Below are 21497 nucleotides of genomic sequence, written 5' to 3' on the forward strand. Positions count from 1 at the left end.
GCGGGGCGAAGCGATGAGAGGTCTGCATATCATTCTGACACTGGCGCTTGTGGTGCTGGCGGGTTGCGGTGCGCCGCCCCCGCCGCCCGAGTCGCAAGAGGTGACGCGGCTGGCCGCGGCGATCCGAAGTCTCGGGCCCGAGGTGGACGCCGAAGAGGCCGAACGCGCAGCACGTATCACCTATGAGCATACCCACCAGCTTGCTCTGGAGTACGAGATCACGGATCCGCCCATTGTGCATAACACCAAGGTCAACATGGGGTTGAAACCGGCTGGCCTGTGCTGGCATTGGGCCCGCGACATAGAAGATCGGTTGACGCAGGAAGAGTTCCAGACGCTTGATCTGCACCGCGCGGTTGCCAATTCTGAGAACGCCTTTCGGCTGGAGCACAGCACGGCGATCGTAAGTGCCAAGGGAGACGCGTTTGATCAGGGGATCGTTCTTGATCCTTGGCGCAAGGGCGGACAATTGACATGGACGCCTGTGGTCGACGACCGGTCCTATAAGTGGGAGAAGCGCAACGACGTGGTAGCCCGCAAGCTCGAACGTTTGCATGGGCAGATCGTGACGCTGACCGACGATGACCGAATCCTGATGGGCGGGCTCGAGTACGCCGTGCCATGACGTGCCTGCGCCCATGGAGCTAGGCCCATATCTGGTGCTGGCCACGTTGGAGGGCGCGGTGACGGCGGCGGTGCTTGCGCTGACGGCGGTGGGGCTCAGTCTTGTGTTTGGCGTGATGCGGGTGGTCAATATCGCGCATGGCGAGTTTTTCATGCTGGGCGCGGTGCTGGCGTGGTGGATCGCGCAGAGCGTGGTCGGGCATCCGGAAATCGGCTTTGCTCTGGCGCTGGTCGTGGCCCCGCTGATCGTGGGGGCGCTGGCGGTGGCCGCCGATATGACGATCCTCAAGCGGCTGGATTATGATCCTGAACGCACCATCGTGGCCACAATCGGGCTGCTCTATATCATTCAGCAAGTGACGCTGATGGGCTATGGTCCGGATGCGCGCCCCGTCGCGGCGCCGTTCAACACGCGGCTTGCAATCCCGTGGTTTGAGCATGGGCCTGAGGGCTGGGCGATGATCTGGCCCTGGGGGCTGGGCACGACCTCTTACAAGCTGGCGGTGATCGGCGCGGCGGTGGTGCTGCTCTGCGCGGTCTGGGTCTTGATGACGCGCACACGTATCGGCCTTGTGATGCGGGCAACGCAGGCGGACCGCGAGATGGCGCTGGCCTTTGGTATCCCGGTCGAGCGGGTTTATGCTGGGGTCTTTGGTCTGGGCGCGGCGCTGGCGGCGCTGGCGGGCGTGTTGATCGTGCCAATCCAGCAGGCGCATTACCTGATGGGGGCGGATCCTCTCTTGTTGTCATTCATAGTCGTGATCATCGGAGGACTCGGCAGTCTGCCCGGCACGGTGGTGGCGGCGATCCTGATAGGTCTCAGCGATGGCATCATCTCGGTGTTTTTCTCGCCGACGCTGGCCAAGATACTGGCGACGCTCTTGGTCGGGTTAGTGCTGGTGTTTCGGCCACAGGGCCTATTCGGGACGCGCGCCGCATGAGGGCCTATGCCTTGCATGCCGGGCTATTGGCCGTGCTCTTGGCGCTGCATTTCGTGCTACCTGCGTATCACCACGGCAATCTGGCGCGGGTGATGGTGCTGGCGAGCTATGCCATGGGCTACAACCTCATGTTTGGCTATACCGGGCTGCTCAGTCTGGGCCATGCGCTGTTTTTTGCGGCGGGCATGTATGGGATGGGCCTCGGTGTGCAGTATCTGGGGCTGACGGCGGTGCCCGCGCTGATCCTCGGGTTGGCGGCAGGTGCAGTGGTATCAGGCGTGCTGGCGGCGCTGGCCCTGCGCACGGCGGGGGTCGCGTTTATGATTGTCACGCTGATGTTCGCGCAGGCGGGGTATCTAACTGTGCTCTATTTCGGAGCGCTGACGCGGGGCGATGAAGGCTTTGTGATCCAGCAGGCGGATCGGATGCTCTGGGGCATCGACCTGAGCCTTGAAGGCAACCGCTATCTGGCGGCGCTGATCCTGTTTGGTGTTTGCCTGATGCTCTGCCTCTGGCTGGTGCGGTCGCCCTTTGGCCGGGTGCTGGTGGCGATCCGCGAGAATGAAGAGCGGGTGCGCATGCTGGGCTATGACGTTTTCGCGCATAAGTTCGCGGTCATGGTGATTTCGGGCACGATGGCGGCGGCGGCGGGGGCGGCATATGGGCTGCTCTTTGGCTATGTGGGCGCGACCTTCGCTTCGGTGCAATACTCGATCTTTCCCCTGCTTTGGGTGCTCTTGGGCGGGGCGGGCACGGTTCTGGGACCGTTCATCGGCACGCTTTTCATGTTCTACCTGATTGACCTCAGTTCCGGTGTGACCACCGCCTATATGCTGATCGCCGGTGTGGCGCTGGTGGCGCTGACGCTCTTCGCGCCGCAAGGGCTGATGGGGGAATTGCGGCGTCGGTTCTGGCGGGGGGTGCCGTGATGCTCTTGTCCACGCGGGGGCTGTCCAAGAATTTTGCCGGGTTGCGCGCGGTGGAAGACGTGGATTTTGACCTGCCCAAGGGCGAGATTCGCGCCCTGATCGGCCCCAATGGTGCGGGCAAGACGACGCTGGTGGGCATGATTTCGGGGCGCATCGCCCCAAATGCGGGGCGGGTGATGCTGGATGGGCAGGATATCACCGCGCTGCCCGCGCACCGGCGGATGCGGCTCGGAATTGCCTATACGTTTCAGATCACCTCGGTCTTTGGTCGGCTGAGCGTGCAGGAAAACGTGGCCCTCGCGGCGCGGCGTCATCTGCGGGGCACGGCGGTAGAGGCGGCAGTCGATGCCGCGTTGTCACAGGTCGGACTGGCAGAGCGCGCGGCGCAGGAAGCGGGCGATCTGGCCTATGGGCATCAGCGCCTGCTGGAGATTGCCATGGGCCTTGCCCAAAGCCCGCGCCTCTTGATCCTTGATGAGCCAACCCAAGGTCTGGCCGAGGGCGAGATCGACAGTTTTCTGCGCCTGATCCGCAAGGTGGCAGAGAAGGCCACGATCCTCTTGATCGAGCATAACATGCGGGTGGTAATGGATCTGGCGGACCGGATTACCGTGCTGGATGGCGGCCGGGTGCTGGCCGAGGGCACGCCTGCGGAAATCCATGCCAACCGCGCGGTGCAGGCGGCGTATCTGGGGGGGCTGCCCGATGCTGCGGCTGGATAGGGTCAGCGCGGGGTATGGTCGCGCCCAGGTGCTGCGCGATCTGAGCCTTGAGGTGAAGGCGGGCGAGATCCTGTGCCTCTTGGGGCGCAACGGGGCGGGCAAGAGCACGACGATGCGCGCAATCATGGGGCTTTTGCCGCTCATGTCGGGCACCATCTGGTTGGGTGAGCGGAGCCTGAGCGCGCTGCCCGCGCATGAGGTGCCACGCGCAGGCGTGGGGTATGTGCCGCAGGGTCGCAGGCTGTTTGCCGACCTGACAGTGGCGCAAAATCTGGAGATTGGTCTGATGGCGCGGCAGAGCGGGCCAGAGGTGCGCGAGCAAGTGCTGACACTCTTTCCCCGCCTGCGAGATCGGCTGGGACAGAAGGCGCAGACCCTTTCGGGGGGCGAACAGCAGATGCTGGCGATGGCGCGGGCGCTCTGTCTGCGGCCAGAGGTGCTGTTGCTTGATGAGCCGACCGAGGGATTGCAGCCCTCGATGATCGCAGCCATTCGCGAGGTGATCACGGCGTTGCGGGCAGAAGGCGTCGCAGTGCTGTTGGTGGAACAGCGGGTCGATGCGGTGCTGGAGGTGGCGGACCGTGTTGCTTTTCTGGAAAATGGCCAAGGGGGTGCCGTGATGAGCGCCGAGGCGTTGCGCGCGGATCGCGGATTAGTGGACCGCTATGTCGGGGTTTAGTGCGATGCTCTGAGGGGAGGATTGTGGGTCAATTCCCCGTGCCGCCCGTCAGATTTATGTCAAATCTGCGCAAAAATATGCTAGAGGCCCGACGCGGGCGCACAAGAAGACCCGTGTGTGACAGTGGAAAAGGGACGAAAATGATTCAAGAGTTCAAGGATTTCATCGCCAAGGGCAATGTCATGGACATGGCCGTTGGGATTATCATCGGTGCGGCCTTTACTGCGATTGTTGGCTCGATGGTGGCGGATCTCATTAACCCGATCATCAGTCTGTTTATGGGCGGCATTGATTTTTCGGGCCTCTATGTCGTGCTTGGATCAGGCGAGTATTCCTCGATCGCAGCGGCGGAAGAAGCCGGGGCAGCCGTTTTTGCCTATGGTCGATTCATCATGGCCGTGATCAATTTCCTGATCATTGCCTGGGTGGTGTTTATTTTGGTCAAGCTGGTCAACCGCGCCAAAGATGCCACATCCAAGCCCAAGGCAGAGGCACCTGCCGCCGATCCCGGCCCGTCCGAATTGGATATCCTGATGGAAATCCGCGACGCCCTGAAGAAGTAATCCAATCAAGGCGAGGGGCACATGGTCCCTCGCCACTTCAAACACGATGATAGGGGCTTCCGGCCAATATCGAGGCGGCGCGATAGAGCTGTTCCGACAGCATCACCCGCACCAACATATGTGGCCAGACCATCCGGCCAAAGGATAGTGCGAAATCCGCCCGCGACCGCAGTTCTGGCGCGATACCATCCGCGCCGCCAATCACCAGAGCCAGATCGCTGCGCCCGGCATCGCGCCAGCCCGCCATCGTATCTGCAAAGTCTGGAGAGGACAGCAGCTTGCCTCGTTCATCGAGGACCACAAGCACGGACCCTTGGGGGATCACCCGGTCAAGCAAACTGGCCTCGGCGGCCATGCCACCGCCCTTCTTATCCTCGACCTCGTGCAGGGTGGCAGGGCCAAGGCCGTGCGCCCGCCCCGTTCGGTCGAACCGGGTAAGATAATCGTCGAACAATGCGCGTTCCGGGCCGGTCCGCAACCGGCCCACCGCGCAGATGTGAACCCTCATTCAGACCTGAGACGCCGCCGTCTGCCCGGAAGGCAGCCACATCTTCTCAAGCTGATAGAAATCGCGAACCTCAGGGCGGAACACATGGACGACCACATCGCCCGTGTCGATCAGCACCCAGTCGCCGGTTTCCTTGCCCTCACTGCGGGCAACGATCCCCATATCCTGCTTAAGCCGATCCATCAGTTTCTCTGCGATGGCAGAAACCTGCCGCGAGGAGCGCCCCGAGCAGATCACCATATAGTCGCACATGGCAGTTTTTCCGCGCAGGTCGATCTGCACGATGTCTTCCGCCTTGTCATCGTCGAGAGAGGTCAGGATCGCCGCAAGCTGCGCTTCGCTATCTGCGGTCATGGTGGGCATCATCGAGATGGCCCCCTGGTCAGCGGCGTTTGCCGCATATGTCGTAAAAGACAGGACATCGTCCTCCTTTGCTGCACACCGCAGGCCCCGGTGCTAGGTATGATATCAAAGTAGCAAGAGATGCATGACTTTTCAATAAACCGCCGCATCCTATTGCACCATGACGCGGGAATGTGCTGCAAATTTACCCGATCTGTGGTTCGTTACCGGGTTCGTCCCCCAGCATTCTCACCTCGCGTTGTGGGAAGGGGATGGAAATGCCATGCTCTTGAAACGCATCCCAAAGTGCCAGATAGACATTGCCGCGAATGTTGGTCAGGCCTTGAGTGGGGTCCCTGATCCAGAATCTCAGGATATAATCCACGCTGCTGTCACCAAAGCCAACGATGTGACAAACCGGGGGCCTCTCGTTCAGAACGCGGCCAACGCTCAGGGCAGCTTCGACTGCGATCTTGCGCACTTTATGGGGATCGTCGCCATAGGCTGTACCAAAGTAGATGTCGAGGCGCACGAAATCGTTGGAATGGGACCAGTTGACCACTTGTCCAGTGATCAGATCCTCGTTCGGGATGAGGTATTCGCGCCCATCTCGGGTTGTGATGGAAACATAGCGGGCACCCAAGCTGTTGATCCAGCCGAAGGTTTCGCCCAAGCTGATGACGTCGCCGGGTTTGATCGACTTGTCGAGCAGGATAATGATCCCTGAGACCAGATTCGAAACCACCTTTTGCAGACCAAAGCCGAGGCCCACGCCAATCGCGCCGGACAGCACGGCAAGCCCGGTGAGGTCCACCCCGACGGTGCGTAAGCCAATGAAGAACGCGGCACCATAGAGCAGCACCTGCATGAATTTGACCACCAGCACCTGCATCGAGGGGGAGAGATCTTCGTTGCTGCGGACCCGTGCGCTTGTCACCCTTGCGGTAAAGCGTGCCACAACGATGAGCGCGCCGATCACGATCACCGCCTGCACAACCAGCCAGAGTGAGAATCGTGTCTCGCCCACGTCTATTGCGGCGCTGTCCAACAGCGCTTGTGCCTCGTGGGTGAGATTGAGAATGCTGAGCGTGACCCAAGTCCAGCCTGCGTAGCGCACAAGGCTGCGCAGCAGGCTATTGCCAATCAACCGGGTGACGATGGCGATCACCAACCAAGCAAGAGCCAATTCTCCGGCGATCGCCAGTAGATAAGAGCGGCTAGGCCATGTCACTTCACGCATGATCCAGCACACCGGCCAGATCAGCATCACGAAAAAGATAAGACGCAAGCGCCGGTGCAGCATGACAAGCAGCCGCATGCGCCACTTCGGCCAGCCTTCGCGTTGCCGCATCCATTCGCGGCACGCTGGTCCCAAGAGGCGTTCGAGCAGATATGCCGCGAAGAATAGGGCAAGCAGGATGCCCACCTGATAGGCATTCCAAGGCCGCAGCATGCTCCACAGGAACAGTTCGGCCTGACCCCAAACGGCAAGCACGATGTCCTGAGTCACTGAGGCGGCATCTCCTTCCATGTCTGCCAGACTGGCACGCGGTCAAGCCGCCCACAAGGCTGCACTGGACAAGCCCTGAAATTCAGGCTCTTTTTGCGCCAAGTATGGAGGAGCGCCATGACCACAGCCCTGATCACACATCCCGATTGTCTGGGGCATGAAACACCCGACGGGCATCCCGAACAGGTGGCCCGGCTGGAGCGTATCCTCGAGGCGCTCGAGGGCAAGGACGTGACCCGCGTGACCGCCCCGCTTGCTGCCGAAGACGATCTGTTGCGGGTGCATCCGAAATCCCATTTGGAGGCCATCCGCGCCGCATCCCCCGTCAAGGGGGTGGTGCCGCTGGATGCCGATACATGGATGTCGCCGGGCACATTGGCGGCGGCGCATCGCGCGGTGGGCGGTGCCGTGCGTGCCGTTGATCTGGTGCTGTCGGGAGAGGTGCGCAACGCTTTTGTCGCCACCCGACCGCCGGGGCATCATGCCGAGCGCGAGACGACCATGGGGTTCTGTCTCTTTGGCAATGTGGCGGTGGCGGCGAAATATGCGCTGGATCATCACGGGCTGAAACGGGTGGCGGTGGTGGATTTCGACGTGCATCACGGCAATGGCACGCAGGACCTGTTGGAAGACGAGCCGCGCGCCTTTTTCGCCTCGTCGCATCAATACCCGCTTTGGCCCGGCACCGGGGCGGCGCATGAAACCGGACCGCATGACACGATCCTCAATGTGCCACTGGCCCCGCGTTCGGGCGGCGCTGTGTTTCGACGCGAGTACGAGGCCAAGGTCTTTCCGCGCGTTCGGGCATTCAAACCTGAGCTGATCCTTGTCTCTGCCGGGTTTGACGCGCATCGCGAAGACCCGTTGGCCGATCTCATGCTGGAAACAGAGGATTTCCGGTGGGTCACGGAACGGCTGTGTGATCTGGCGGATGAACTCTGCGGTGGCAAATTGGTGAGCTGTCTTGAAGGTGGCTATAACCTCTATGCGTTGGCCGAGAGTGTGGCGGTGCATGTCGATGTCCTGATCGCGCGCGGAGCAGCCTGATCTTAGCTTCAAAAGGGAAACCGCATGCGTGCTGGCCTTGTCCTGCTGAGCCTTGCCTATGTGCTCAGCCAGTTTTTCCGCGCTTTTCTGGCGGTTCTGACCGGCCCCTTGGCACAGGATGTACGTGCAACGCCCGATGATCTGGCCACAGCCTCGGGCCTCATGTTCGTGACATTCGCAGTGATGCAATTGCCGGTGGGGTGGGCGCTCGACCGGGTCGGGCCACGGCGCACGGCGGCGGTTCTGCTGTTGCTGGGCGGCGGCGGGGGAGCGGCGCTCTTTGCGATGGCCACCAGCCCGCTGCATATCAATCTAGCGATGGTATTGCTGGGTGTGGGTTGTTCGCCGGTGCTGATGGCGTCTTATTACATTTTCGCGCGGCAATTCTCGCCTGCGCGATTTGCAACGCTGGCGGCGGTCATGCTGGGGGTTGGATCATTTGGCAATCTGGTGGCCTCTTATCCAATGGCATGGGCGGCGGAAACGATTGGCTGGCGCGCGGCGCTCTGGGGATTAGCTGCCGTCTCGGTTGCGGCAGCGCTTGGTATCCTTGCGGTGGTTCGTGACCCCGAGGCGGTGAGCGGCGACACGCGCGGTTCGCTCCTTGATCTGCTGCGCATGCCTGCCGTTTGGACCATTCTGCCATTGATGTTTGTCGCCTACGCGCCGGCGGCAGCGCTGCGCGGGCTCTGGGCAGGCCCGTACCTGCGCGATGTCTTTGGCCTTGATACCGGGCAGGTGGGGCAGGCGACGCTGGTCATGGGCGTGGCGATGATCGCGGGCACCTTTGCCTATGGTCCGCTTGATCGGATTTTCCAGTCACGCAAATGGGTGATTTTCACCGGCAATGTGATCTGCGCCCTGGCCATCTTTGCGCTTATGCTCTGGCCGGATCGGGGCCTCATGCTGTCCATTACCCTCCTCGCGGGGATCGGGCTTGCGGGGTCCACCTTTCCCGTGCTCATCGCGCATGGGCGGGCGTTCTTTCCGGCACATCTGGCAGGGCGGGGTGTAACGCTGCTCAACCTCTTTGGGATTGGTGGGGCCGGGGTGGCGCAATTTGCCTCTGGACCGCTACACGCCTCAGCCCCAAGCGTATTGGCCGGATATACCGCCATTTTTGCCCTGTTCGGCTTTGCCCTGCTGGCGGGTCTGGTGACATACCTCTTTAGCCGCGACAGCATGAACTGAGCGCGGCCCCTTTCACATCTTGTGCAATCCTTGTATGACCCGCTCCGCAACCCCCGCTATGGAGGCAGACACACATGGGTTACAAAATCGTCGTCGCAGGTGCCACGGGCAACGTGGGCCGCGAAATGCTGAATATCCTCGCCGAGCGCGAGTTTCCGGTAGATGAGATCGCGGTGCTCGCTTCGCGCCGGTCTCTGGGCACCGAGGTCAGCTTTGGCGAGCGAACTCTCAAGACCCAGGATCTGGATACGTTCGATTTCACCGGCTGGGACATGGCGCTGTTCGCCATCGGGTCGGACGCGACCAAGATCTATGCGCCCAAGGCCGCCAAGGCGGGCTGTGTCGTGATCGACAACTCGTCGCTCTATCGCTACGATCCCGACGTGCCGCTGGTCGTGCCGGAAGTGAATGCCGATGCGGTGCTGGGCTATGCCAAGAAGAACATCATCGCCAACCCCAATTGTTCGACTGCTCAGATGGTTGTGGCCCTGAAGCCGCTGCATGACCGCGCGCGCATCAAGCGCGTTGTCGTCTCGACCTATCAGTCGGTGTCGGGCGCCGGCAAGGAGGGCATGGACGAGCTCTGGGATCAGACCAAGGCTGTCTATAACCCCACCGACGACAAGCCGGCCAAGAAGTTCACCAAACAGATCGCGTTCAACGTGATCCCGCATATCGACGTGTTCCTTGAGGATGGTCAGACCAAGGAAGAGTGGAAAATGGTCGCCGAGACCAAGAAGATCCTTGATACCAAGATCAAGGTCACGGCCACCTGCGTGCGGGTGCCGGTCTTTGTCGGCCATGCCGAAGCGATCAACATCGAGTTCGAGGATCATCTCGACGAGGCCGAGGCCCGCGATATCCTGCGCGAATCTCCCGGCATCATGGTGATCGACAAGCGTGAGGACGGCGGCTATGTGACGCCAATTGAATGCGTGGGCGATTACGCCACCTTTATCAGCCGCATCCGTCAGGACCCGACGATTGATAATGGTATCAACCTCTGGTGCGTCAGCGACAACCTCCGCAAGGGTGCCGCGCTGAATGCCGTGCAGATCGCCGAAGTGTTGGGGCAGCGCGTGTTGAAAAAGGGCTGAGATACCTCAGACAGAATAGAGACGGGCGCGCCATCAGGTGCGCCCGTTTGCATTTGCCGGGTTCGCTATTGGACCGGCGCGACCTTGAACTGAACGGAGGAATACCAGTCTGCCACCGCGCGGATTTCATCATTCGTCATCTCGGCGGCGATGCCGCTCATGATGTCATGCTGACGCTTGCCGGTGCGGAATGCCTTGAGCTGCGTGTCGATATACATCACCGTCTCGCCCGCAAGATTGGGCGCGTCGTCGATCACTGCGATCCCATCCGCGCCGTGACAGGCGGTGCAGCCCTCAGGCGCGCTCTCGGCGGTTTGGGTTGGGGCGAGGGTCGCGATAGGCGTCTGGCTGCTATACCACGCCGCCAGATCGGCAATGGCCTGATCGGTCAGGTTCGCGGCCACCACGCTCATCATTTCGTGCACGCGCCGCCCCTCGCGAAAAGCGGTCAGTTGATGCTCGATATAGGACGGGTTTTCGCCGCCGATATGCGGGACGATGGGCATTTTCGCCATACCTTCGATCCCGTGACAGGTGCGGCACTGCCCCGCCAGCTTACGCCCCGCCTCGGGGTCGCCGGTCAGATCCCCTGCAACAGCAATCTGGGCGAGGAAAACCCCGCCCAGACCCAGAATACATGCCTTGAGCATCAGTTGCCCTCGTACCAGATGCGATAGATGGCCCCCGCCAGATCGTCGGACACGAGGATCGAGCCGTCGCGCAATTGCGCCACATCGGCGGGACGGCCCAGATACTCGCCGTTCTCGTCAATCCAGCCTTCTGCAAAGGGTTCCATCGTGGCGTTGCCCTCTCCGTCGATGACGGTGACCATCACGCGGGCGCCGACCGGCTCTGTGCGGTTCCAAGACCCGTGCTGCGCCGAAAAGATGGCGTTCTTGTATTTGGCCGGGAACATCTTGCCGGTGTAGAAAGTCATGCCGAGGTCCGCGGCATGGGCCACGGTTTCGACCGCAGGCATTACCACTTCAACCGGGACGTCTTCACCCTTGTACTCATTGGTGCGCACGGACCCGCCGCCATACCAGGGATGGCCAAAATGCTGACCTGCCTCGGTTTGGTGGTTCAACTCGCCCGGCGGGATATCATCGCCCATGCCGTCAACCTGATTGTCAGTCCACCACAAATCGCCGGTTTCGGGGTGGAAATCCTGACCGACCGAGTTGCGGACGCCGTAGGTATAGACCTCGCGGCCGGTGCCGTCGGTGTTCATGCGGATAATGCCACCGATGCCCCATTTGGTGTTGGTCTCCAGGTTCTCTTTCGGGGCCACGTTGAAGGGCTGGCCGAGCGAGATATAGATCTTGCCATCCGGGCCAATGTCGCAGACGCGCGCGGTGTGGTTGAAACTTTCCTGCTCCTCAGGGATCAGATCGCCCTTGGCTACAAGATTGAAGGCCGCCACATCGGGGCTTTCGTAAAAGAACTCGGCGGCGGGAAAGAGCAGGACGCGATTCTGCTCGGCGATATAGAGGAACCCGTCCTTGGAAAAGCAGGGGCCATTCGGGATAGAGAATTGCAACGAGGGCGCGAAATCCTTGACCTCATCGGCCACACGATCCTTGTTGCGATCGGTGACGGACCACACCTTGTCCTTGCGGGTGCCGACAAAGGTCACGATGCCCTGCGGGCCGACAGCCATGTGGCGCGCATCGGGGACGACCGCATAGAGGCCGATCTTGAACCCGTCGGGCAGGCTGATCCCCTCCAGCGTTTTCTTGATTCCCTCGGCATAGTCGCCGCCCTGTTCGATAAAAGTGAAATCGGTGACGCCGGTGGACTGGAAATTCGACAGCTTTTCCAGATTGTCCGGCACATTGGCCGCTTGCCCGTGGGCAAGGCCCGCGCTGAGTGCAAGGGTTGCGATGGATGACAGCAGTTGCTTCATGGGGTTCCTCCCGTTTGAAAATCCAACCAGCCTGTCCGCCGCTTTGCGTCAGAACAGGACCCTGATCTTAGACCTCTAAAAGCAGACCCAACGCGCTCTCCCCTTCGCGCGGCTCATGCGAGTACCGTTTACGTTGTAATCGCACAGGTCTGACCCTATCGCAGTTTTGCGAACGAACAAGACCTTGCTGTGCTCATTGCCTACGACCAAAGTAGGAGTAATATCTGCCGATCACTGCGCTTGCGCTGAAAGTTGGAAGAGGTCGACAAAGGCCTGCGCGGCATCTTGATCGCCCCGCAGGGAGATCACACCCAAGTGTGTCATGTCGCGCAGAGATTTTTTTCCGTAAACGGCGGCTGCCAGAGTGTTGCCGTTTCCGACGAGCACAAAGGGTGCGCTGGGCTTGGCCACCAAACGGGTATGGAGCGCACCATCCGTCAAGTGCATTTCGAAGACTTCGCTTCCGAAATCAAACCCGGCCTTCACATCAAGACCCGAAGCCCGGTCGCGCCGGAGCATCGCACCCATCGAGATCATCAAGGCCGAGGGGCTAATAAAGCGCGAGGGGTCATGGCCAGGTATCGTCAACGCCCATTGGCAGAGTGCCTCGAGGACTGGCAAGAGGGCGCGACCGGGATCGGTCAGCGCATAAACGCCCAACCGCGTGTCATGCGTCAGCACCCCGCCCTGTTCCATCTGTGCCAAGCGTCCGGTCAGCACGCTAGCCGTGATGCCCGGAAGGCCGGCGCGGATCATCTGGAAGCGCTTGGGCGCGAACATCAGTTCGCGCACGACCAACAGCGCCCAGCGGTCGCCGATCAGGTTGAGCGCATGCGCGGCAAGACAGCCTTCGTCATAGCGCAGCGTGGGGGATTTCGCCTGTTTGGTCATTTTTTCATACTTATAGTTGTTTTTTAATACTACTCGCGGCACAGTATCGATGCAAGAGTGATTCTCTCGCGCGCGAACACATAGGAAAGGAGAGTTAAAATGCCCTATTTCACAGGCTCGGTTGCCGCCGTCCCCTCCACCAACAAGGATGCTTATCAGACCCATGTCGACACGGTCTGGGAGATGTTCAAATCTTATGGTGCCACCCGCATGATCGAGACCTGGGGTGTGGATGTCCCCCATGGCAAAATCACCGATTTCTACGGCTCAGTCGCCGCAGAAGCCGACGAAGCCATCACATTTTCCTGGATCGAGTGGCCCGACAAAGCAACTGCGGATGCCTCTTGGGAAAAAATGCAGAACGATCCGGCAATGAAGGAGATGCCCGCAATGCCGTTTGACGGCAGCCGGATGATCTTTGGCGGGTTTGACCCGGTTGTTGAATGCGGGTCGCACAGTGGAGCGAATTACTATCAGGGCTTTCTGCTCGCCGTCCCCGAAGCCAAAAAGCAAGCCTATGTCGATATGGCGCGCGAAGCCTGGGACATGTTCCACAAGGGCGGTGCGCTCGGCATGGTCGAGAACTGGGGCGTGGACGTGCCCAAGGGCAAGAAGACGGATTTCTACCGTGCCACCAAGGCGGAGGACGGTGAAGTTCCAATCTTTAGCTGGATCGCCTGGCCGGACCGTGCGACCTGCGATGCGGCGTCCAAGGCAATGGAAGCCGAGATGGGCGACATGGATATGTCCGCGATGCCGTTCGATGGCAAGCGCATGATGTGGGCGGGGTTCGAACCCATTTTCGATTCGGGAAAAGCGGCATGACTCTGACACTGATCACGCTGGATTGGGTGCCCGAGTTTCCGCGTGGCTTTGTGCGTGACCTGCGGGTGAGGTGGGCGCTCGAAGAGATTGGCCGCGCCTACCAGGTTGAAACAGCGCCCATGCAGCCCAAGAGCGACGTGCACCGCGCAATGCAGCCCTTTGGGCAGGTGCCCATAATCCGCGACGGGGATTTGACCCTGTTCGAGAGCGGGGCGATCCTGCTCTATGTGGGCGAGGGCACCGCGCTCTTGCCCGAGGCGCGGCGTGCGGAAATCACGCAATGGCTCTTTGCCGCGTTGAACACGGTCGAGATCGCAAGTGCGATCTGGCTCTACAAGGTGCTTGCCGAACGCTGGCCGGAGTTCTTTGGGCCACCGACGGGAGAGGAGAGCAAGGCGTTCGCGCGGCAGGCGTTGAAGACCAAACTTTCCGAGTTGCAATCTGTGATCCAGGGACATGACTGGATCGCAGGCGATTTCAGTCTGGCCGATGTTGCGATGGTCGACACGCTGCGCGTGTTAGCGGGCGAGGGCGTGCTGGACGATATGCCCGTCCTGAGCGCCTATGTTGTGCGCGCTGAGGCGCGTCCGGCGTTTGTCAGGGCGATGGCGGATCACATGGCGCATTGGCAGGCGGCTGACGTCGCCATGGCCCGCACGGCCTGAGGGGCTCAGACCCGTGTCAGCCTCATGCTGACCTCACCCAAGCCGTCGATCCGGCCCGTAGCTGTGGTCGGCGGCGTCACCCAAGGCAGCCCGTTGAGTGATCCGGTGATCACCACATGCCCCGGCTGCAAGCCGCCGCAATGGTTCCCCAAGGCGCGAACGAGGGCGCAGAGCGTGGCAAAGGCATCGCCGCCGGGCACCGATGCTGGACCGTCAAGCAGGGAGTCTTGGCCAAGAGTCAGATGCGCCTCGGCGCGGGTGACGTCGATGGTGTGCCAGTCTCGGCGGGGTTCACCCAACACCACCGCACCGTTGAGTTGATTGTCCAGCATCTTGAGCGCAGGCGTAGCGCCCTTGGGGTCAGCAAGTCGGGTCTGCACAAGTTCAAAGACCGGCAGCAGTTCGACCGCATTGCGCAACTGTGTCTCGAAATCCGAAGCGGCAATATCAGGCAAGGGAGCAATCAGGCGAAAGGCGTATTCCAGTTCGACGCCCACCTCTTCGCCCTCGGAACACTGAATTATGGCCGGGCTGGCGTGAATGTCAGTGACAAAGATTGGCGCGATGATAATTGGGGCACCGGTTGGGCACGCGACCTTGAAGCCGCCGACAGGTCCAAGTTGCGCCGCGACCGCCGCCTGTACGGTAAAGATCCGATCGCGCGTCAGCCCGTCGCCTGCCGATGCAGGCAGTTTTGGACCCCCGTTTCGCGCTGCGATCAGCGCTGTCACCATGGGGTCACTCATGCTGCGATCACCGCACCGGAGGCGATCATCGCCGTGATCTGGTCCGCCGCATACCCGGCCTCATGCAAAACCTCGCGGCTGTGTTGCCCAAGCGTGGGTGCGGCACGGCGGATGCTGGCAGGGGTCTCGCTGAACTTGACCGGATGGCCAAGCGTCTTGACCTGACCCGCAACCGGATGATCCACCTCAACGATCATGTCGCGGGCGTGCGCCTGTGGATCGGCCTGCATTTGCAATATGTCGAGCACCGGACCGGCGGGCAGCCCAGCGCGCTCCATCCGATCCAGCCAAACCTCAGAGGTTTCGTGGCGCAGGTGATCGTTGAGGATGTCTTCCAGCTGCTTGAGATGCTGCATGCGGTCATGGTTGGAGGCAAAGCGAGAGTCGTCGTTCAACTCGGGCGCACCGATGACATCGAGAAAGCGCAGCCAGTTGCGCTGATTGGCAGCACCCACGTTGATCCAGCCATCTGCGGTTTGGAATGCCTGATAGGGACCGTTGAGGGGATGCGCCGACCCCATCGGACCGGGGGCAACGCCCGTGGCAAAGGCAATCGCCGATTGCCAATAGGTCTGGGTGATCGCTGCCTCAAAGAGCGAGGTATCGACCTTTTGCCCCTGCCCGGTTTGCAGCATGCGCGCATAGGCGGCGGACACCCCCATCGCTGCCACGATCCCAGCCGTGATGTCCGACACCGGCGCGCCCGTCTTGACCGGGGGTCGCCCCGGTCCCTCGCCGGTGATCGACATCAGGCCCGACATGCCCTGTGCGATCAGATCAAAGCCACCGCGCTCCGCATACGGACCCGTACGGCCAAAGCCCGATATTTCGCAATAAATCAGACGGGGGTTGATGGTGCGCAGGGCTTCGTAGCTCAGCCCCAGTCGCTCCATCGTACCCATGCGGTAATTCTCGATCACCACATCGGCCTCTTCCAAGAGACGATGCAGCGCCTCGACCGCATCGGGTTCCTTGAGGTTCAGCGCCACGCCGCGCTTGTTGCGATTCATCATCATATAGGCGGCGGATTCGCCCTCGATCGCCGGGGGAACAAAGCGGCGGCTATCGTCGCCATCGGGCTTTTCCACCTTGATCACATCTGCGCCCATATCGGCCAGCATCAGGCCACAGACAGGCCCGGCCATGATATGCGCAAGCTCGATCACCTTCATCCCCGCAAGCGGGCCGGTCGCCCTCATGTGCCGCTCCATTCGGGTTTCTCCTTGGCAAGAAATGCTTCCATCCCGTGGCGAAAATCATTGCTCATGTAGCACATTTCGATCAGGTCGGCGTCTTCGACGCGGGTGGCGGCGCTCACACGTCGCATGGCCTCTTTGGTGGCGCGCAGGGTCAAGGGAGCCATCTGCGCCAACGTGCCGGCAAGATCTTCGGCGCGGGCCATCAGAGCGGCCTCGTCCTCTAACACCTCGGAGATGAGGCCATAGTCTAAGGCTTCCGGGGCACTTATCAGCCGCGCGGTAAAGATCATCTCGCGCACCCGACCCGCCCCCATCAACGAGGACAGCCGCGCCAAGTTCGCGGCGGCAAGACAATTGCCAAGTGTGCGCGCGATCGGAAAACCGAACTTGAGGTTTTGGGCGGCGATGCGAATGTCGCAGGCCCCGGCAATCGCCGCCCCACCGCCGGTGCAGGCACCGTTGATGACGGCGACCGTGGGCAGTGGGCAGCGCTCGACCGCCTCGAGCACAGTCTCGATCCGGGCCTCGTAAACCAGCGCATCCTGCGCGCTTTCGAAGGCGCGGAACTGTGTCATATCGGTGCCTGCGGCAAAGGCCTTGCAGCCCGCGCCGTGGATAACCACGGCCCGGATGCTTCCATCGGTCGGCACCTCGCTGCAGAGTTTTGCGAGCCCCTCATACATCGCAAAGGTCAGCGCATTGCGGGCCTGTGGACGGTTGAAGGTAATCCAGAGGGTATTGCCCCGGACCTCGGACAGGATCTCGGTCATCTGCATCCCCTTAGCGGTAAAAGTATTCAACAAGGAAGAGTGGCACCGACGGCACATAGGTGCAGAGCAACAGCACTGCCAAAAGTACCAGAATAAACCAGATATTGACCTTGGACACTTCCCAGATATTCGCCCGCGCCACCGCACAGGCAGTAATCAGCACCGAGGCGACCGGTGGCGTCTGTTGGCCAATGGCGAGGTTGAGCGTGACGACCAGCCCGAAGTGCACCGGGTCGATGCCAGCAGCGGCAATCAGCGGCATTACGATTGGAATCACCAGAATGATCGCCGCAGCAGAGTGCAGAAAAAAGCCGATGATCAGAAAGAAGAAGTTGAGAATGAGCAGGATCGCCCATTGTTGATCGGTTATATTGAGAATGCCCTGTGCCAGTTGCTGCGGGATCTGCGCGCGGGTGAGAAACCCACCCATCAGAACCGAAGCCGCCACCAGAAGCATGACGACTGCCGTCTGCATACCGCCGTCCAGCATGGCGCGGCGAAGATGCTTGAGATCAATCTGCCGATACCAGGCCGAGACCACGATAGCCGCGATCACGGCCAGCCCCGCTGCTTCGGTCGCTGTGACATAGCCGCCAAAGATGCCACCCAGAATGATGACCGGCAGAAAGAAAGCTGGCAGCGCATCCATGAACGTTTCCCGCACGCGCGGTATATTGAACGCTTCTTCGGTTGGCAGATTGTAGCGGCGGGCAAAAATATAGGCCACAAGCATCAAGCCAGCGGCCCCCAAGAGACCGGGGACCACGCCTGCAACGAAGAGTTGCTCAACTGATGTATTGGCAGAGGCCGCATAGAGGATCATGGGAATCGATGGTGGAATGATGATCGCCAGCGATGCGGACGAAGAGGTGACTGCGGCGGATAGTTCCTTGGAATAGCCGCGCTTCTTCATTTGCGGAATAAGGATGGAACCCATGGCTGCGACGTCGGCCACGGCAGACCCTGAGATCTCGGCAAAGAAGAGGGAAACCCCGATGTTCACCATCGCGAGGCCACCGCGAATGAAGCCAATCAGCGACGAGACAAAATTGATCAGCCTGTCAGTGATTCCCCCCGCATTCATGATCGCACCCGCAAGAACGAACATTGGAATGGCAATCAGGGAAAACTTGGTGGAGCCATCGTACATGTCGAGCGCGATGGTCACGAGGCTGTTGGCACCTTCGGTCACGAAGAGACCCAACACGCCTGCCAATGCCAGCCCGATGGCGATCGGCACGTTGATGCAGATCATCGCCACGAGGGCCGCGAAAATTCCCAGCATCAGCATCACACGCGCTCCTTGTTCTTGTCGAGTTCGGTTTCGACCTCTTCCTCTATCTCGGCATGTTCCAGAGAAATGCCGCGTGCGGTCTGGGTCCAATAATTTGGCAGGCTCAGCAATTGGCAGGTGATGAACAGGATTGCACCGATAGGAATAACCGATTGAGTGAATTGCACCGGCACCCAAGTCAGGGCCGTCAGATGATCGCCTTCTAGGACCTCAAGCACCTGAAACCCGGCACGCGCCATCAGAACGAAGAACAAGAGAACGAGGCCTTCGCCAATCAAGACCGCAATCATGCGGCCACGCGGCGGAATGGCCAGCAATACGGTGTCAAATCCGATATGTCGTCGATGCAGCGCTGCGAGAGCCGAGCCGTAATAGGTAATCCAAGCGAGCATAATCGCGGCCACTTCGTCATACCACGAAAAGCTCTGCCCCATCAGGCGGGCAATAACAGCGACGATCACGGTTACCGTGAGTGCAACCATCAAAAAGATCGTAATCCATTCCAGAAGGCGGCTTGCCATCATGTTGGTGCGTTGAAGAAGAGCGTTCATTTGGTCCTGCGTTCGGGTGCATCGAACCTGCCCGGCAGCGCTAGGCCGGGATTGATCCGCAATGTCATGTCCAGGGTGAAACGGCGGCCCCTGAACGGGACCGCCGACCGTCGCTCTTAGCTCGATTCGCCAAGAGCAAGAACCGCATCAACCAGTTCCTGACCGCCCTCAACTTCGGCTGCGAAGGCATCATAGATTGGTTTGGACGCTTCGATGAACGCTGCCTTGTCGGCCTCGTTCACCTCGACGCCGGCCTCTTTGATCACGTCGAGAAGCTCGGTTTCAAGCTCTGCCGCTTTCTCATATGTGAAGGTCTGCGTCTCGCCGGCGCAGTCGGTCAGCACCGCCTTCACGTCGTCAGGTTGATCATCGAGATGCTTTTTGGACGCCAGAATATACGCTGGCGTATAGACATGGCCCGTGATCGAGAGATACTTCTGGACCTCTTGGAACTTGGCCGAGGCGATTTGGGCATAGGGGTTTTCCTGCCCGTCGATCACGCCCGTCTGCAAAGCGGTGAACACGTCAGAAAAGGCCATCGGTGTGGGATTGGCGCCGTATTCCTGGAACATCTTGACGCGCCATTCGCCGTTGGGCGTGCGTAGCTTGATGCCTTGCAGATCCTCAGGGACATTGATCGGCCGGGTGTTGTTGGTGATGTGGCGAAAGCCGTTCTCGGCAAGGCCCACTATGTGATAGCCATTTTCGTTGGCGGCCCCCTGAAACTTGTCCATCATCGCATCCTGAACGCGGCGCATGTGGTCGCGATCCTTGATGATATATGGCATCTCGAAGACGCCAAAGATGCCGTCCACCGAAGACATCACTGATGAGGGTAGCGCAAAATCTACCTGACCTAGCTTGAGCTTTTGCAAGAGTTCCTTGTCCTTGCCCAACTGCGACGAGCCGAAAGTCTGGACTTCGACCTTGCCGCCAGATTTCTCAGCGACGCAGGCGGCATAGTGATTGGCGGTCGCCTCGAATAGTGATCCTGGCGCACCGACATGGCCGAACTTCATCGTGATATCTGCTGCCATTGCGGGCAGCGCGATGAAGGACGCTACTACGGATGCAATCAATGTCTTTTTCATGGTCTTCCTCCCTTGGTTTCTCGTTATTGACGCGGATTTTGCCGCGCGGTCGTCATGCGTTCTCCCGGTAGGGATCATAATGTTCCGGGCAGGCTCCTCCTCCCACCCGGAACGCGCGATCGTCAGGCTGCAGCGCGCGCGCTATCAAACTTCTGACCCAGCACCTCCATCGCAGCCTGCACGCCCCCGGCCCGGTGCGGCACGCCTGCATCTCGCAGGCCCATTTCAACACCAGCCAATGTGCCGATCAGCATGAGATCATTGAAATCCCCCAAGTGACCGATACGGAACACCCTGTCCGCCACTTTGGACAGACCGTTGCCAAGCGACATATCATAGTTGCGCAAGGTGACGGAGCGGAAGTTGTCGGCAGAATGTCCTTCGGGCATCATCACCGCGGTGAGCACGGGCGAGCAGTCAGGCGCCTTTTTGCAGAGCACCTCAAGCCCCCACGCCTCGACCGCCGCACGCGCCGCAGTGCCGTGCCGTTTGTGCCGAGCAAAGACATTGTCGAGCCCTTCTTCGTGCAGCATGTCGATGGCCTCGTTCAGGCCATAGAGCAGGTTGGTTGCGGGGGTGTAGGGGAAATAGCCGGTATCATTTGGCCCGGTCATTTCAGCCCAGCTCCAGTAAGAGCGTTTGAGCGCGGCGCTTTCGGATACTTGCATCGCCTTGGCGCTAATCGCATTGAACGACAGTCCCGGCGGCAGCATCAGACCCTTTTGCGATCCGGAGACTGTGACATCCACGCCCCAGTTATCATGCCGGTACTCTACAGAGGCGAGCGAGGAAATCGTATCGACCATCAAAAGCGCCGGGTGATTGGCGGCATCCATCGCGCGGCGCACGGCGGCTACGTCGGTCACGGAGCCGGTCGAGGTCTCGTTATGCACGACGCAGACGGCCTTGATGTCGTGGGTCTTGTCGGCGCGCAGATGCTCTTGGATCTGCGCGGCATCGGCACCGGCGCGCCAGTCACTGTCGATGAAGACAGGATTGAGCCCCAGCTTCAGCGCCAGTTTCTGCCAGAGCATAGCAAAATGGCCGGTTTCATACATCAGCACCGTGTCGCCCGGTGAGAGCGTGTTTACCAGTGCCGCCTCCCAAGCGCCGGTCCCGGAGGACGGATAGATCACCACGCGGGATTCGGTCTTGAAAATTCTCTTCATACCCTCGAGCGCCTTGCGCCCGACTTCGGCAAAGGCCGGGCCGCGGTGGTCCATGGTCGGGTAGTCCATCGCCCGCAGGATTCGGTCCGGCACGTTCGACGGGCCGGGGATTTGCAGAAAGTGGCGGCCAGCGGTCATTGTCGATCCTCCCAAGATACGTCCCTGTGCAGCCGGTTCTGTTGATCGTCATTGCTGGCACACAGGTGAATTTTGTTGAATTGAATTCTGAATTCAATA

At 60.5% G+C, this 21497-nt stretch carries 24 protein-coding genes; 11 read left to right on the forward strand and 13 right to left on the reverse strand.

What is annotated here, in order from left to right; all coding sequences use genetic code 11:
* Window positions 1–13 precede the first annotated feature (13 nt).
* The 6 genes from ROS217_RS05315 to mscL all read left to right on the forward strand — a co-directional run bounded on the left by ROS217_RS05315 (window position 14) and on the right by mscL (window position 4458).
* On the forward strand, window positions 14–625 hold the full coding sequence (locus tag ROS217_RS05315) for a hypothetical protein (RefSeq protein ID WP_009816655.1): 612 nt from the start codon (window positions 14–16) through the stop codon (window positions 623–625).
* 13 nt (window positions 626–638) lie between these two features.
* Window positions 639–1565 (forward strand): branched-chain amino acid ABC transporter permease, encoded by a 927-nt coding sequence (locus ROS217_RS05320; protein WP_009816656.1) that lies wholly within the window; start codon window positions 639–641, stop codon window positions 1563–1565.
* Window positions 1562–2494, forward strand: a complete 933-nt coding sequence (locus ROS217_RS05325) for a branched-chain amino acid ABC transporter permease (protein ID WP_009816657.1) — start codon at window positions 1562–1564, stop codon at window positions 2492–2494. The genes ROS217_RS05320 and ROS217_RS05325 overlap by 4 nt, the downstream gene beginning before the upstream one ends.
* Complete coding sequence (locus ROS217_RS05330; protein ID WP_009816658.1) at window positions 2494–3216, forward strand: ABC transporter ATP-binding protein; 723 nt, start codon at window positions 2494–2496, stop codon at window positions 3214–3216. Before ROS217_RS05325 ends, ROS217_RS05330 begins: the two co-directional genes overlap by 1 nt.
* Window positions 3200–3895 carry an ABC transporter ATP-binding protein gene (locus tag ROS217_RS05335; RefSeq protein WP_009816659.1) on the forward strand — a complete coding sequence of 232 codons (696 nt, stop codon included), beginning with the start codon at window positions 3200–3202 and terminating at the stop codon, window positions 3893–3895. Before ROS217_RS05330 ends, ROS217_RS05335 begins: the two co-directional genes overlap by 17 nt.
* 140 nt (window positions 3896–4035) lie before the next feature.
* A complete protein-coding gene (mscL, locus tag ROS217_RS05340) occupies window positions 4036–4458 on the forward strand; it encodes a large conductance mechanosensitive channel protein MscL (protein ID WP_009816660.1) in 423 nt (140 codons plus the stop codon).
* 37 nt (window positions 4459–4495) lie between these two features.
* On the opposite strand, the gene rlmH is transcribed toward mscL, so the two are convergent.
* The 3 genes from rlmH to ROS217_RS05355 form a co-directional block, all read right to left on the reverse strand.
* Entirely contained in the window at window positions 4496–4966 is a 471-nt protein-coding gene (rlmH, locus tag ROS217_RS05345; protein ID WP_009816661.1) for a 23S rRNA (pseudouridine(1915)-N(3))-methyltransferase RlmH, read from the reverse strand.
* The gene (gene rsfS, locus ROS217_RS05350) at window positions 4967–5332 is read right to left on the reverse strand and encodes a ribosome silencing factor (protein WP_009816662.1); all 366 of its coding nucleotides are present in this window, start codon (window positions 5330–5332) and stop codon (window positions 4967–4969) included.
* A 181-nt stretch (window positions 5333–5513) separates the two neighbouring features.
* The gene (locus tag ROS217_RS05355; protein ID WP_009816663.1) at window positions 5514–6839 is read right to left on the reverse strand and encodes a mechanosensitive ion channel family protein; all 1326 of its coding nucleotides are present in this window, start codon (window positions 6837–6839) and stop codon (window positions 5514–5516) included.
* A gap of 96 nt (window positions 6840–6935) precedes the next feature.
* Here ROS217_RS05355 and ROS217_RS05360 point away from each other — a divergent pair, with 96 nt between their 5' ends.
* From ROS217_RS05360 to ROS217_RS05370, 3 genes are all read left to right on the forward strand, one after another.
* Complete coding sequence (locus tag ROS217_RS05360) at window positions 6936–7865, forward strand: histone deacetylase family protein (protein ID WP_009816664.1); 930 nt, start codon at window positions 6936–6938, stop codon at window positions 7863–7865.
* Window positions 7866–7889: 24 nt separating this feature from the next.
* Window positions 7890–9056 (forward strand): MFS transporter, encoded by a 1167-nt coding sequence (locus tag ROS217_RS05365; protein WP_009816665.1) that lies wholly within the window; start codon window positions 7890–7892, stop codon window positions 9054–9056.
* 74 nt (window positions 9057–9130) lie between these two features.
* Window positions 9131–10153: an aspartate-semialdehyde dehydrogenase gene (locus ROS217_RS05370; RefSeq protein WP_009816666.1), complete on the forward strand. Its 1023-nt coding sequence runs from the start codon at window positions 9131–9133 to the stop codon at window positions 10151–10153.
* A 65-nt stretch (window positions 10154–10218) separates the two neighbouring features.
* Here ROS217_RS05370 and ROS217_RS05375 read toward each other — a convergent pair whose 3' ends face one another.
* The 3 genes from ROS217_RS05375 to ROS217_RS05385 form a co-directional block, all read right to left on the reverse strand.
* On the reverse strand, window positions 10219–10803 hold the full coding sequence (locus ROS217_RS05375; protein ID WP_009816667.1) for a c-type cytochrome: 585 nt from the start codon (window positions 10801–10803) through the stop codon (window positions 10219–10221).
* Complete coding sequence (locus tag ROS217_RS05380) at window positions 10803–12059, reverse strand: PQQ-dependent sugar dehydrogenase (RefSeq protein ID WP_009816668.1); 1257 nt, start codon at window positions 12057–12059, stop codon at window positions 10803–10805. The genes ROS217_RS05375 and ROS217_RS05380 overlap by 1 nt, the downstream gene beginning before the upstream one ends.
* Before the next feature lie 231 nt (window positions 12060–12290).
* The gene (locus ROS217_RS05385; RefSeq protein ID WP_009816669.1) at window positions 12291–12950 is read right to left on the reverse strand and encodes a winged helix-turn-helix transcriptional regulator; all 660 of its coding nucleotides are present in this window, start codon (window positions 12948–12950) and stop codon (window positions 12291–12293) included.
* Between the two features lie 99 nt (window positions 12951–13049).
* Here ROS217_RS05385 and ROS217_RS05390 point away from each other — a divergent pair, with 99 nt between their 5' ends.
* Both ROS217_RS05390 and ROS217_RS05395 read left to right on the forward strand, forming a co-directional pair.
* Entirely contained in the window at window positions 13050–13775 is a 726-nt protein-coding gene (locus ROS217_RS05390; RefSeq protein ID WP_009816670.1) for a DUF1428 domain-containing protein, read from the forward strand.
* A complete protein-coding gene (locus ROS217_RS05395) occupies window positions 13772–14440 on the forward strand; it encodes a glutathione S-transferase family protein (protein WP_009816671.1) in 669 nt (222 codons plus the stop codon). The genes ROS217_RS05390 and ROS217_RS05395 overlap by 4 nt, the downstream gene beginning before the upstream one ends.
* Window positions 14441–14445: 5 nt before the next feature.
* Here the strand turns inward: ROS217_RS05395 and ROS217_RS05400 are convergent, their stop codons facing one another.
* The 7 genes from ROS217_RS05400 to ROS217_RS05430 form a co-directional block, all read right to left on the reverse strand.
* Window positions 14446–15186, reverse strand: coding sequence for a 2-keto-4-pentenoate hydratase (locus ROS217_RS05400; protein ID WP_009816672.1), 741 nt, complete (start codon window positions 15184–15186; stop codon window positions 14446–14448).
* Entirely contained in the window at window positions 15183–16385 is a 1203-nt protein-coding gene (locus ROS217_RS05405; RefSeq protein ID WP_198134914.1) for a CaiB/BaiF CoA transferase family protein, read from the reverse strand. Before ROS217_RS05405 ends, ROS217_RS05400 begins: the two co-directional genes overlap by 4 nt.
* Window positions 16382–17155: an enoyl-CoA hydratase/isomerase family protein gene (locus ROS217_RS05410; protein ID WP_083781576.1), complete on the reverse strand. Its 774-nt coding sequence runs from the start codon at window positions 17153–17155 to the stop codon at window positions 16382–16384. The genes ROS217_RS05405 and ROS217_RS05410 overlap by 4 nt, the downstream gene beginning before the upstream one ends.
* 10 nt (window positions 17156–17165) lie before the next feature.
* Window positions 17166–18446, reverse strand: a complete 1281-nt coding sequence (locus ROS217_RS05415) for a TRAP transporter large permease (RefSeq protein WP_009816675.1) — start codon at window positions 18444–18446, stop codon at window positions 17166–17168.
* Window positions 18446–19000: a TRAP transporter small permease gene (locus ROS217_RS05420; protein WP_009816676.1), complete on the reverse strand. Its 555-nt coding sequence runs from the start codon at window positions 18998–19000 to the stop codon at window positions 18446–18448. The genes ROS217_RS05415 and ROS217_RS05420 overlap by 1 nt, the downstream gene beginning before the upstream one ends.
* 116 nt (window positions 19001–19116) lie before the next feature.
* Entirely contained in the window at window positions 19117–20091 is a 975-nt protein-coding gene (locus ROS217_RS05425) for a TRAP transporter substrate-binding protein (RefSeq protein ID WP_040650374.1), read from the reverse strand.
* A gap of 122 nt (window positions 20092–20213) precedes the next feature.
* The gene (locus ROS217_RS05430; protein ID WP_009816678.1) at window positions 20214–21398 is read right to left on the reverse strand and encodes a pyridoxal-phosphate-dependent aminotransferase family protein; all 1185 of its coding nucleotides are present in this window, start codon (window positions 21396–21398) and stop codon (window positions 20214–20216) included.
* Window positions 21399–21497 lie beyond the last annotated feature (99 nt).

It is taken from the genome of Roseovarius sp. 217, assembly GCF_000152845.1.
Classification (GTDB): domain Bacteria; phylum Pseudomonadota; class Alphaproteobacteria; order Rhodobacterales; family Rhodobacteraceae; genus Roseovarius.